At 61.2% G+C, this 13341-nt stretch carries 9 protein-coding genes and 1 tRNA gene; 3 read left to right on the forward strand and 7 right to left on the reverse strand.

Translation table 11 applies throughout. The features are described 5' to 3' along the window. Nucleotides 1–128: 128 nt before the first annotated feature. The gene (locus Q7W83_RS15140) at nucleotides 129–782 is read left to right on the forward strand and encodes a hydrolase (protein ID WP_150629553.1); all 654 of its coding nucleotides are present in this window, start codon (nucleotides 129–131) and stop codon (nucleotides 780–782) included. 57 nt (nucleotides 783–839) lie between these two features. Then, nucleotides 840–2159 (forward strand): OprD family porin, encoded by a 1320-nt coding sequence (locus Q7W83_RS15145; protein WP_150653419.1) that lies wholly within the window; start codon nucleotides 840–842, stop codon nucleotides 2157–2159. Between the two features lie 8 nt (nucleotides 2160–2167). Here the strand turns inward: Q7W83_RS15145 and Q7W83_RS15150 are convergent. From Q7W83_RS15150 to fdnG, 7 genes are all read right to left on the reverse strand, one after another. Next, a tRNA-Sec gene (locus Q7W83_RS15150) sits at nucleotides 2168–2263 on the reverse strand. A 6-nt stretch (nucleotides 2264–2269) separates the two neighbouring features. Beyond that, nucleotides 2270–4177: a selenocysteine-specific translation elongation factor gene (gene selB, locus Q7W83_RS15155; RefSeq protein ID WP_150653420.1), complete on the reverse strand. Its 1908-nt coding sequence runs from the start codon at nucleotides 4175–4177 to the stop codon at nucleotides 2270–2272. After that, a complete protein-coding gene (gene selA, locus Q7W83_RS15160; protein ID WP_150629559.1) occupies nucleotides 4174–5595 on the reverse strand; it encodes an L-seryl-tRNA(Sec) selenium transferase in 1422 nt (473 codons plus the stop codon). Before selA ends, selB begins: the two co-directional genes overlap by 4 nt. 599 nt (nucleotides 5596–6194) lie before the next feature. Next, nucleotides 6195–7121 carry a formate dehydrogenase accessory protein FdhE gene (gene fdhE / locus Q7W83_RS15165; protein ID WP_150636478.1) on the reverse strand — a complete coding sequence of 309 codons (927 nt, stop codon included), beginning with the start codon at nucleotides 7119–7121 and terminating at the stop codon, nucleotides 6195–6197. 5 nt (nucleotides 7122–7126) lie between these two features. Beyond that, complete coding sequence (locus tag Q7W83_RS15170; protein ID WP_150636476.1) at nucleotides 7127–7780, reverse strand: formate dehydrogenase subunit gamma; 654 nt, start codon at nucleotides 7778–7780, stop codon at nucleotides 7127–7129. Continuing rightward, nucleotides 7777–8712, reverse strand: coding sequence for a formate dehydrogenase subunit beta (gene fdxH / locus Q7W83_RS15175; RefSeq protein ID WP_473656288.1), 936 nt, complete (start codon nucleotides 8710–8712; stop codon nucleotides 7777–7779). The genes Q7W83_RS15170 and fdxH overlap by 4 nt, the downstream gene beginning before the upstream one ends. Further along, the gene (gene fdnG, locus Q7W83_RS15180; protein ID WP_150636474.1) at nucleotides 8713–11778 is read right to left on the reverse strand and encodes a formate dehydrogenase-N subunit alpha; all 3066 of its coding nucleotides are present in this window, start codon (nucleotides 11776–11778) and stop codon (nucleotides 8713–8715) included. Nucleotides 11779–12114: 336 nt separating this feature from the next. On the opposite strand from fdnG, the gene Q7W83_RS15185 reads away from it, so the two are divergent. Then, a complete protein-coding gene (locus tag Q7W83_RS15185; RefSeq protein ID WP_473656289.1) occupies nucleotides 12115–13269 on the forward strand; it encodes a MalY/PatB family protein in 1155 nt (384 codons plus the stop codon). The last annotated feature ends 72 nt before the right edge of the window (nucleotides 13270–13341 follow it).

Here is a 13341-nt window from a genome sequence, read left to right on the forward strand (position 1 = left end):
CGTTTATCGCGCGGGGCGTCTCGTTGATCTCGCCCCGCAACAAAGCCAAAACACAGCACATCGGTTCAAGATCCCCGCCCGACTCTACGCCACCATGGCCTCCTCACTCATCCTGAAAGGACATCGCCATGGCTATCGCAAAAGCAGTACCCGGCAAAACCCTGCTGACCCCAACCGACCACACGCTGATCATGATCGACCACCAGTCGCAGATGTCCTTTGCGACCAAGTCGATCGACGCCGTGACCCTGCGCAACAACGCCGCGCTGGTGGCCAAGGCTGCCCGCGGCTTCAAGGTCTCGACCATTCTCACCACCGTTGCCGAGAAAAGCTTCTCCGGCCCGATCTTCGACGAAATCAAATCGGTATTCCCGGAACACAACGTCATCGACCGCACGAGCATGAACACCTGGGAAGACGAGCGCATTGCCGTTGAAGTGAACGCGTTCGGCAAACAGAAAATCGTCCTCGCCGGCCTGTGGACCTCCGTGTGCATCGTCGGCCCGGCGCTGTCGGCCATCGATCAGGGTTTTGAGGTCTACGTGATCGCCGACGCCTGTGGCGACGTCACCACCGAAGCCCATGAAATGGCGATGCAGCGCATGATCCAGATCGGCGCGCGGCCGATGACTTCGTTGCAATACCTGCTTGAATTGCAACGCGACTGGGCTCGCGGCGAAACCTATGACGAAACCGTCAAGACCTCGATTGCCAACGGCGGCGCCTACGGCCTGGGGCTGATCTACGCCAAGAGCATGTTCGGCGCGTCCGAAGCCCATTAAGTAACAGTCGCGACTCCGGGCACACCGGAGTCGCCTCCTCTCGCGGTGGATTGATCGATGACGTTTTCCTCACGAGACCTCAATCGCAGGTTGTGCGTGTGCTTGCCCGTGCTGTTTTCGGGCATGGTCCTGGCGGATGAATCGCAGGGCTTTCTGGACGGCGCGAAGCTTGAAGTGCTGAGCCGAAACTTCTACCTCAACAACGACTATCGATCGCCGTCACCGGCGGAAAAGAACTACAAAGCCGAATGGGCTCAAGGGTTTATCAGCTCTTTTGAATCTGGTTTCACACCCGGAAGCCTTGGATTCGGGCTCGACGCCCACGGGTTTCTGGGGTTGAAACTTGACGGTGGCAAGGGGCACTCCGGCACCGGACTGTTGCCGCTGGACAGTGACGGTCGCAGCGAAAGCGAATATTCCAGTGGCGGCGGCGCGCTGAAAATCAAGGCATCGAAAACGACTCTGGCCTTCGGCGAAATGATGGTCGAAACCCCGGTTTTCGATACCTCAGACAAACGCCTGCAACCCGAATACGCCAGCGGTTTTCTGTTGAACAGTCGCGAACTCGATGGCACGACGCTGCAGGCCGGACACTTCACGGCGTTCAAGAATCAGGACCATTCATCAGCCAAGGACGACTTCTACGGTTACGGCGCCAATACCGAGGCCGGCGGCATCACCTTTGTCGGCGCCGACATGTTCACCCAAAGTCCGCTCGGGGGTGCGCTGTATGCTTCTGAACTGACCGACACCTGGCATCAGTACTACGCCAATCTGCACCTCAAACAGTCCAGTGTTTTCCTCGACGCCAACCTCTACCAGACACGGGACACCGGCCAGGCGCTGGCAGGTGCCATCGATAACACCGCGTTCAGCCTGTCGGGCAAGTACACCGTCGATGCGCAGGCCTTTACCCTGGCCTTTCAAAAAATCAATGGCGACACGCCGTTCGACTTCGTCGGTGGCGACTCGATCTACCTCGCCAACTCGATCAAATACGCCGACTTCAACGGCGCCCACGAACGCTCGTGGCAGGCACGTTACGACCTCGATTTGAGCACCTACGGCGTTCCGGGTCTGAAATTCATGACCCGTTACGTCACGGGCAGCCAGATCGACGGCACCCATGCGCCCAAGGGCGGCGCCTACCACCCTTTTGATGAGTCAGTCGGTGACTACGTGCCGCAACAAGGCGATGGCGGCCGGCATTGGGAGCGCGACATAGACCTGCGCTACGTCGTGCAGTCCGGCACAGCCAAAGGGTTGTCCCTGCAACTGTCCCATGTGTCACATCGAGCCAACACCGCCCAGGCAGGCGATGACATCGACCGGGTGTACGTGGTCATCCAGTACCCGCTGAACTTCGGGCATCTGTGAAGGAAAAATGGCGGAAGGCAGCCGGAGTCGAACCTGCCCGGGAACGGATGCCGTCCCCAACCGGGTTTGAAGCCCGGCCGCGCCACCGGGCGCGATTGCCTTCCTTGAAGTCAGTGTTCGGCTCGTTGCGCCAGGGCATTGTCGAGGCGGATATGACGTTTGTCGCCAAAGCGTCGGGTCAGGCCCAGCCGGTCGAAGTATTCGAGAATCTGGATGCTACGTTTGCGCCCCAGGCCCACCGCATCGCGAAACGCCGTGACTTGAATCACCTCGTTTTGCGCCGCCAGTTGCAAAAGCATAGCCGCCAGACGACGCAGCATCGCATCGGTATAAAACAGGTCACGGACCACTTGATGCGCCAAGCCCAGGCGCGCCATCTTGCGCAGCAGCAAGCGCACCGCCAGCTCATCGAAACCCAGATCACGCACCCACGGTGGATCGAATCCTGCCTGTTCGAACAACGGTTGCAAGTGTTGCCACAGGGCTTCGTCCTCCGCGCTCAGCCGTACTTCATGACCGGGTAAATGCAGCCACGGTCCGCTGGCAGCGAGGGTGCCGCCGGCCAACAGTTCGTCGACCAGGCTGATGAACGTCGCACGGTCCAGCGCCGTGCCGCTGAACCGGCGCAGGCGATCCCGGTCCGGGCCCATTTGATCCGGTTCCAGTTGATGAAAGCGTGCCAGATGTTCCAGCAACAGTGCTTTTTGCGTTTCCCAGCGCAGTGCACTGAACAACAGCTGTCCCTGACGCGTGTCGATCAGGCGGACATCTTCGGGTAAATTCCAGGTGCTGCGCGGGCGGTTGAACTGACGCTCCAGACGCTGCGGGTCAAGTCCGGCGTCGCTGTTGGCCAGCAACACCGGCAAGACGTCTTCCAGACTTGTCTTCGTGGCCAGCGCCTGCAATTGCGCCAGGCGCTCCGGGATTCGGCGCTGTCGCGATGGCGCGAACGGGTCCAGCACCGGGCCACCGCCGAGGGTGCGCTGAGCGCTTTGATCACGCAGGATCAAAGGGTCGCCGTTCACCGCTTGCACGGATGCATTGAGCAGAAGTTGCGCGAACATTCGCTCACCCGGCGCCAGGCTGGAACCCTCCAGTAACGCCACTCGCCCCGTTACATCCTGAGTCCCGAGGTGCACGTGCACCGGCTGAAAATGTTCGAATGCCCTGGTTTCGCTGGCCAACAGGTGCATGTCAATGTCCAGCCGCTGCGTCGGCGCATACAGCCACTCGGCCAACAGCCAGTGCCCCCGATGAATCTGCTCCAGTGCCAGGCGCTCGGCGCTCAGGTTCAACGCCACTCGCTGGCCCGCCGTGGCGCTGTCGGCGGCCTGATTCTGCGCATGCAGGCCGCGCACCCGCACCGGTTTGCCCTGCGGACCGAGCAATAGCGTGTCGCCGACCGCCACCTGTCCGGACAACGCCGTACCGGTCACCACAATTCCCGCGCCGGCGACGCTGAAAGCCCGATCAATTGCCAGGCGAAACCCGCCGTGGGCACTGCGCAGGAGTACGTCTTTTTGTGCATCCAGCAAAGCCTGACGCAGCGTTTCGATGCCCTCACCCGTCGTGTTCGACACCGCAATCTGCGGCGCACCGGCATATGGGCCGGGCGCCAGCAAGGTGGCGATCTGTTCGCGTACGGCTTGAACCCTGGAAGGATCGACCCGGTCGCATTTGGTGATCGCAATCAATGCCCGAGGAATACCCAACAGTTCGACGATGGCCAGGTGTTCGCGGGTCTGGGGCATGACGCCGTCATCGGCGGCCACCACCAGCAGCGCCAGATCAATGCCTTGCGCTCCGGCCAGCATGTTGTGGGTGAAGCGTTCATGACCGGGCACGTCGATAAAACCGGTCAGGGCCGCACCGGGTTCGAGCGCGCAATACAGATAACCGAGGTCGATGGTCATGCCCCGCTCACGCTCTTCCCGGCGACGGTCGCCCGCCTGGCCGGTCAAGGCCTGCAGCAAGGACGTCTTGCCGTGATCGATGTGCCCTGCGGTGCCAACGATCACCCGGTCACCTGCAGTTGATCGAGTTGCGCCAGCCACGCCGGCTCGTCGTCCAGTTGCCGCAGATCCAGCCACAGCGCGTCGTCGTCAATTCGGCCCAGCACCGGAATGGCCAGATGACGAAACGCGGCTTCCAGCCCCAACAATTGCCGTCCGCGCAGGCGCTTACTGACCAGTGGCTGCAGGCATAAAGCCGCGCTCGGCAACCGAGCTACCGGTTGGCTGCCGCTGCCGATCATGCCCAGCGCCGGCACTGCGCTGACGCTCCAGCCCTCGCCCACAGCCTGCGCCAATGATGGTTGCAGGCGTTCGGCTTGAGCAAGGATGTCAGCCTGCGGCCGGGTCAGCAGGTGCAGGCTCGGCAGCCGTTCGGCCAGCCGATCAGGATCGCGATACAACCCCAACACCGCTTCGAGGGCCGCCAAAGTCAACTTGTCCACCCGCAACGCACGCTTGAGCGGGTTCTTCTTGATCCTGGCGATCAGGTCTTTGCGACCAACGATCAACCCGGCCTGAGGGCCGCCGAGCAACTTGTCGCCACTGAAGGTGACAATGTCTGCACCGTCGAGCAAAGCCTGGCGCACCGTCGGTTCGGCGGGCAAGCCCCAGCGAGTCAGGTCCAGCAGGCTGCCGCTGCCGAGGTCTTCGAGCAGCGGCAAACCGTGTTGGTGCGCCAGCTCTGCCAGCTCGGCAGTTGGCACGCTCGTGGTGAAGCCCTGAATGTTGTAGTTGCTGGCGTGTACTCGCATCACCAGACCACTGCGCGGGCCAATGGCGGCTTCGTAATCCCTCGCATGGGTTCGGTTAGTGGTGCCGACTTCGTGCAGCCTGACACCCGCCCGGGCCATGATGTCGGGAATGCGGAAAGCGCCGCCGATTTCAATCAGTTCGCCCCGGGAAATGATCCCTTCCTTGCGCGCCCCCAGGCTGTTGAGCGTCAGCAGCACGGCGGCCGCATTGTTGTTGACCACGGTCACGGCTTCGGCGCCGGTCAGCTCGCGGATCAGGCCTTCGATCAGGTCGTCGCGGTCGCCGCGCTTGCCGCTGTGCAGGTCGAATTCCAGGTTGAGCGGATAACGGGCGGCCATCTGCACCGCGTCAATCGCTTCCTGCGGCAGTAACGCGCGACCGAGGTTGGTGTGCAGCACGGTGCCGGTGAGATTGAATACGCGGCGGACATGGCTGCGATGCTGCCGGGCAAGGCGCTCGCCAGCCCTGCCCGCCAGGGTTTCCGGGGTGATTTCGATGGCGTCGAGTTGCCCTGAAAGGACCGGCTCACGCAGGTCATCCAGCAGTTGCCGCAAACTGGCCAGCAGCGCCTCGCGCCCATAACGCTCGGCCAGTGGCTGACATGCAGGATGGCGCAGCAAACTGTCGATGGAAGGTAGCCGCAAGGCCGGGCTGGCAGATCTGGAGGACATCAGGGGCTCCCGTAAACGGCTGACCGCCTGAGTGTAGCCGCTGAGCCTCTTTGCGAGCGGGCTCGCTCCCACAATGAATCTGCGTACGCCTGGCGCTCGTACGATGGCGGCCTGACAGCCGACCTTTTTTTTGGACTGAGTACATATCCGTTTCTGCGGTAACGGCGGCTATTGGTTCCGCCCTTACGGCGGGTCACTTTGGAAAAGCGCCAAAGTAACCAAAACGCTTTGGCCCCTGACGTACGGCCTTCCGACGGGGCAGATCAAGATCAAAAGCAAAAGCGAGGCGGCCTGATAGCCAGCCTGATTGTCAGGATCATTGGTGGGAAACACCAGTGTCATGCCCGCCAACAATCCCCTGTGGGAGCTAGCCTGCTAGCGATGGACGTCCAGACACCGTGTTGATTCAGATCGCCCGCGTTATCGTTAACGATCATCGCTAGCAGGCTAGCTCCCACAGGAGATCGGGTTCCGAACGAACGGGGCAAAAGCGCTTGGTTAGTTGGCGCTTTTCCAAGTAACCCGCTGTAAGAGCGGAACCATAGGCGGCCGTTACCGAAAAAATGGATATGTCCCCGAGAGGCCACAGCAAGAAAGCTTCAATCCCCCCCAGGCGCAAACAAAAGATTCGGCGCCAACCGTTGATACCCTTCCTGTTCCAGGCGCATGTCCAGCATCAGGCTGGTCAAGTCACCCGACAGCGCTTCGCCGTCAGCGTCGTTTTCCAGGTACAACAGTTTCAGATAACTGCGACAACCGGGACAGACTTCAGCGCGCAATGGTGCCTGGTTGGCGGCGTGGCGATCATCATCGAGGCTGACATATTCAAGCCCCTTGCTCTGCTCGCAATACACGCATTTGACCCGCACCACATGCCATTCGCAGGCACACAGCGAACACACCAGATAGCGCAAGCCGTTGTGTTTGCCGCGATGGCGGATCACCCCGGCCATCGCCGGCGAACCGCACGCCGGACACTGGCTGAGACTGTCGCCGGGTTTCAAGGCCAGATCAGGCGTGCTCAGCAACCAATGGCTCCAGGCGGCCTGCAATGCGGCGCCCAGAAAGGGCACCAACTCCGCCGGCAGCAACGCAAACTGGCCACTGACCAAAGCAATCGCCCAGGCTTTAAGTTGGCCGACGCTGGCATTGCGCAAACGGGTTATCGCGTTCTCGACTTCCAGTTGCGACGGTGGCCGATAACGCTGCAACAGCGCGTCGAGCCAAGGCAACCAATCGTCCTCGCGCACCAGACCGTCGGCAGCGAACGGCGGCAAGCCATGCTGCTGGCAAACCCGCAAGCGTTCGGAATTGGGCAACGCATTGACGGGCGGATCGTCCATCATCTGCTGCTGAACATCACACAGCCCGGCCACCAAAAGCAGGTAATCGGCCAAAGGATGCCCCTCAGCCAACCGTTCCAGTCGCCGCGCGCGCAACGCGAACAGGTTGTTCGGCGGCAGGTGCAGAAACGGCGGAGAACTCGCCGCCGCTTCAATCTCGCCAGGCTCAAGAATCGTCGCCAAGGTGCTTATCCTTTTTTGCTGACCGGTCGTTCGGGGTGCTCGTCGCGCGTCACTTCCCGGTACCAGAGCTCATGGTGTTTCCTTGCCCAGGCGCGACTGACCCAGCCATGCACCATGGCGCTCACCGAGCCTTTGATCCAGATGCCGGCGTAGATGTGCACGATGATGCTCAACACCAATACAAATCCCGCCAAGGCATGCAGCAGCATTGCCCAGCGAATCGCGGTGATGCCGAAATACTCGCTGAAATATGCGCGCCAGATCACCAGCCCGCTGAACAGCAGCACCAGCATGCACAGCAGCAACGTCCAGAACAGCAGCTTCTGCCCAGGGTTGTACTTGCCGATCGGCGGCACGCCCTCCTCCTCGTTCTGGATCACCCGCCCGACGCGGCGCAGCCACAAGCGGTCATTGCTGATAAAGAAATTCGCCCGAAAGAATTGAATCACCAGCCCCAGGAACAGCACAAACATTACCACGCCCATGAACGGATGCAGGATGCGCGTCCATGGCCCGCCGCCGAACAGGTGACTGAGCCAGAACAGCGCCGGATGAAACAGCGCCAGCCCCGACAACGCCGCCATGATGAAGGAGATCGCCACCAGCCAGTGGTTGGTGCGCTGGTTCGAGGTGTAGCGCAGGATCTGTCTGCGGATCATGGTCTGTCCTCCCCGCGCGGATCGAAGGTGTGCACCGCCGGATCGACTTCGTGTACCGCAGGGTCTTTGAGGATCGGAAGTTCATCTTCCTCAACCAACTGCGGGCCAATGCGCACGTAATGGAAGAACCCGGCCAGTACCGCCAGTCCCATGGCCAGCAAGCCCAGGGGTTTGCTTACGCCTTTCCACAATTCCACCAGCGGACTGATCGTCGGGCTGTTCGGCAAACCGGCGTACAGCACCGGCGTGTCGGCGTGATGCAACACGTACATGACGTGCGTGCCGCCCACGCCTTCGGGATCGTAAAGACCGGCGTTGGCGAAGCCGCGGCTCTTGAGGTCGACGATACGTTCGGCGGCGTGTTCCTTCATGTCGTCCTTGGTGCCGAACACAATCGCCCCGGTCGGACAGGTTTTCACGCAGGCCGGTTCCAGGCCCACCGCGACCCGGTCCGAGCACAACGTGCACTTGTAGGCCTTGTGATCCTTTTGTGAGATCCGCGGGATGTTGAACGGACATCCGGTGATGCAATAACCGCAACCGATGCAGTGGTCCTGATCGAAATCGACGATGCCGTTGGCATGCTTGATGATCGCCCCCGGACTCGGGCACGCCGCCAGGCAGCCCGGCTCGGCGCAATGCATGCAGCCGTCCTTGCGGATCAGCCATTCGAGGTTGCCGGCGTCGGTTTCGTGCTCGGTGAAGCGCATCAGGGTCCAGGTCTCCGCGCTCAGGTCCTGGGGATTGTCGTAGGTGCCGAGGTTGTGACCGACGTCGTCGCGCAGCTCGTTCCATTCCGAACAGGCGACCTGGCAGGCTTTGCAGCCGATGCACTTGGTGGTGTCGATCAGTTTGGCCACTTCCTCCTGATTGCGCACTGACGGCGAAACCGTCGTGGTGGCCGAGCGGGCAATGATGTCTTGGCTGGCCATTTAGACTTTCTCCACGTTGACCAGGAATGACTTGGATTCCGGGGTCTGGGTGTTGCCATCGCCGAGGAACGGCACCAGGGTGTTGGTCAGGTAACCGTGACGCGTGAGCCCGGTAAATCCCCAGTGCAACGGGATGCCGATCTGGTGCACCACCTGATTGTTGACCTGCAGCGGACGTATCCGCTTGGTCACCACCGCTACCGCTTCGATATGCCCGCGCTTGCTGCTGACCCGCACCCGGTCACCGGCAACGATGCCTTTTTCCTTGGCCAGCACCTCGCCGATCTCGACGAACTGCTCAGGCTGGGAAATGGCGTTGAGCTTGCAATGCTTGCTCCAGAAGTGGAAATGCTCTGTCAGCCGGTAGCTGGTGGCGGCGTACGGGTAATCCTTGGCCACGCCGAGGGAATCCCACACTGAATCAAAGATCCGCGCCGCCGGGTTACTGGTGGCTTTCTTGTTTTCCGGGTGCAGCGGGTTGATGCCGATGGGCGTCTCGAACGGCTCGTAGTGTTCCGGGAACGGGCCTTCGTTCATCTTGTCGACGGCAAAGAACCGCGCCACGCCTTCGGGGTTCATGATGAACGGATTCATCCCGGCTTCCGGTGGCGAGTCGGCCTTGAAGTCCGGCACGTCGGTACCGCCCCAGACTTTGCCGTTCCACCACACCAGGCGTTTTTTCTCGTCCCACGGTTTGCCTTGCGGGTCGCACGAGGCGCGGTTGTAGAGAATCCGTCGGTTCGCTGGCCAGGCCCAGGCCCAGCCCTGATGCTGTTTCATGCCGTACGGATCGCTGTTGTCGCGCCGGGCCATCTGGTTACCGGTCTCGGTCCAGCTGCCGCAGAAAATCCAGCAACCTGAGGCGGTGCTGCCATCGTCCTTGAGTTGGCCGAAGCCGGCCAGCTGCGCATTGCCCTTGATCGCCACGCCCGTCGCATCGGTGAAGTCGGTGGTGGCGTAGCCGTTTATCTCCCTGGCCAGCTCTTCCGGCGCCGGCTCGTCGGCAATCCTGTAGGGCCACGACAGTTTGAGGATCGGGTCGGGATAAGTGCCGCCATGGGCTTGATAGCGTTGACGCAGGCGCAGGAACAGCTCGCTCATGATCTGCACGTCGGTGCGCGCTTCGCCAGGGCCGTCGGCGCCTTTCCAGTGCCATTGCAGCCAACGACTGCTGTTGACCAGCGAGCCGTCTTCTTCAGCGAAACAGGTTGTAGGCAGGCGAATCACTTCGGTCTGGATGCCGGCGGTTTGGACGTCGTTGTAAGGCCCGACGTTGCGCCAGAATTCCGAGGTCTCGGTGGACAGCGGGTCCATCACCACGAGCCATTTCAACCTGGCCAGCGCCGCCATCACCCGGTTTTTGTCGGGCAACGCGGCAATCGGGTTGAAGCCCTGGCACATGTAGCCGTTGACCTTACCCTGCCCCATCAGGTCGAACACTTTGAGGATGTCGTAGTTGGGAATGTCGAGTTTCGGCAAATAGTCGTACGCCCAGTTGTTCTCGGCCGTAGCGTTGCCGGCGTACCAGGCTTTCATCAGGCTGACGTGGAATTTGCTGTAGTTCTGCCAGTAGGACAGCTGCCCCGGCCGCAATGGTTTTTGCGTGCGTTTGATGATGTAGGCGTTGTAGTCCTGCTCCGCGTCCTGCGGCAACGTCAGATAGCCCGGCAGTGCATTGGACAGCAGCCCCAGGTCCGTCAACCCCTGGATATTGGAGTGCCCGCGCAAGGCATTGACGCCCCCGCCCGGCATACCAACGTTGCCCAGCAGCAACTGCACCATGGCGGCGCTGCGAATGATTTGCGAACCGATCGAGTGCTGCGTCCAACCCAGAGCATAGAGGATCGTCATGGTCTTGCCCGGTTGCGAGCAGGTGGCGATCTCTTCCCAGATCTTTTGCATGGCTTCCACGGGCATGCCGCAAATCTGACTGGCTAACTGAATGTTGTAGCGGCTGTAATGCTGCTTCATCAATTGATAGACGCAGTGCGGGTCTTGCAGAGTCGGGTCGACCTTGACGAAGCCGTCTTCACCCAGTTCATAACCCCAGCCGGACTTGTCGGTATACGCGCGTTTGGCCACGTCGTACCCGCTGAAGATTCCGTCCTCGAAGCCATACCCGGCTTTGACGATGAACGACACGTCCGTGTAATTGCGTACGTACTCGTGCTGGATCTTGTCCTCGGTCAGCAGGTAATTGATCAGTCCGCCCATGAAGGCGATATCGGTGCCGGTGCGGATGGGCGCGTAATAGTCGGCCACGGACGCGGTACGGGTGAATCGCGGGTCAACCACGATCAGCCGCGCGGCGTTGTGCGCCTTGGCTTCGGTCACCCATTTGAAACCGCACGGGTGCGCTTCTGCAGCGTTGCCGCCCATCACCAGGATCAGGTTCGCGTTGGCGATATCGGTCCAGGTATTGGTCATGGCACCACGGCCGTACGTCGGGGCAAGACTTGCCACCGTCGGGCCGTGTCAGACACGCGCCTGGTTATCGAACCCCAGCATGCCGAGACTGCGAATGACTTTGTGGGTGATGTAACCCGCTTCGTTGGACGCCGCCGAGGCCGCGAGGAAACCGGTGGTGAGCCAGCGATTCACCGTTTCGCCCTGGGCGTTTTTCTCGATGAAGTTGGCGTCGCGGTCGGCCTTCATCAGGTCGGCGATGCGATCCAGCGCTTCATCCCAGGAAATGCGCGTCCACTCCGTGCTGCCCGGCTTGCGCACCTGCGGATATTGCAAGCGGCCGGGGCTGTGAATGAAGTCCAGCAGGCCCGCGCCTTTCGGGCACAGCGTGCCGCGATTGACCGGATGGTCGGCATCGCCTTCGATGTGGATGATGTTTTGCGCGACATTCTTGGCGGCATCGCCCTGGCTGTACATGATCAAGCCGCAGCCTACCGAGCAGTACGGGCAGGTGTTGCGGGTTTCATGGGTGTGGGCAAGCTTGAAGTGACGCACCTGCTCGGCGAAGGCCGGCGCCGGGGCCATGCCCAGCGCGCCCAGGCTCGAGCCTGCAAGGCCGATACCGGCGACCTTGAAGAACTGACGACGGTTGAGATCCATCGTGCACTCCTGATCAGGTGGAGACCCGGTACTTGTGCCGGGCTTTTCTGGACAATCACGGTGACGGCAGCGTGGCTACCGACACTTCAAACTCTAGACAATGCAGAAGAAGACAGTGTGAAAACCGACCGCCGGACGTTTGTCGGAATATCTGGGAGCGGGCTTGCCCACGATGGCGGAAGATCAGCAAATAATGATGCTGGCCGTACCGACGTCATCGCGGGCAAGCCCGCTCCCACAGGCATGGAGTTGCTCACGCCATCGAGCAGGCTCGCTCCCGCACGGCTTGGCGCTTATCATGTCTGCCGAATTAATCCCGGCCTTTATGAGATGAGCATGACTTTCGATTTTGATCAGGTGTTCGACCGCCACAACACCGGCAGTACCAAGTGGAGCCGCTACCCGGCGGACGTATTGCCGATGTGGGTTGCCGACATGGATTTTGCCGCGCCACCGGTGATCATCCAGGCCCTGCAAAAACGTCTGGAACACCCGTTGCTCGGCTACAGCGTGGCGCAGGATGACTTGCGCAATGCCATCGTTGCCGACCTCTGGAACAAGTACGCCTGGCGCGTCGAGCCGCAGGAGCTGATTTTCCTGCCGGGCGTGGAATCGGGTTTCAACATGGCCCTGAAGGCGCTGGTCCAGCCGCAACAGAACGTCGTGGTACAGACGCCCAACTACCCGCCACTGCGTCATGCACCGGGACATTGGGGGCTGAACAAGGTTGAACTGAACTTCGAGGCGATGGCAGATGGCACGTACGCCACGCCCCTTGATGCCTTGCGCCAGTCGCTGGATGGCGGCGGTGCGCTGCTGCTGAGCAACCCGCACAACCCGCTGGGCAAAGCGTTCCCAAGGGAAGAACTGCAAGCCGTGGCCGATATCTGCCTGGCACAGGGCGCGTGGATCATTTCCGACGAGATCCACGCCGAGCTGTGCTTCGACGGGCGCAAACACATTCCCACCGCGTCGTTGAGTCCGCAAATCGCCCAGCGCACCATCACGCTGATGTCGGCGAGCAAGGCCTACAACATCGCCGGCCTGAAGACTTCGTTCATGATCATTCAGGACCGCGCCCTGCGTGAGCGCGTCAACCATGCACGCTGCGGCATGGTCGACAGCGTCAACCCGCTGGGCATGGAAGCGACACGCGTTGCCTACGCCGAAGCCGGGCCCTGGCTGGCGGCGCTCAAGGATTACCTGCAAAGCAATCGCGATTACCTGGTGGATGCCGTTCGTTCGCGCCTGCCCGGTGTCAGCATGAATGTACCTCAGAGCACCTACCTCGCCTGGCTCGATTGCTCGGCGCTGGGGCTGGAGAATCCGCAGCAGTTCTTCCTTGAACAGGCGAAGGTCGGGCTCAGCCCAGGCCTGGATTTTGGCGATGACTGCAAACAGTACGTCCGCCTGAATTTCGGCTGCCCGCGTGCGTTGCTGGAGGAAGGGATTGCGCGGATGGAGCGCAGCTTGCTCAATCTCAAGGCCTGATTCCATCTGAAGGTAAAGACAATCCCCCCTGTGGGAGCTAGCCTGCTAGCGATGGCGGAGTGTCAGTCGACA

This window comes from Pseudomonas sp. 300 (assembly GCF_055803035.1).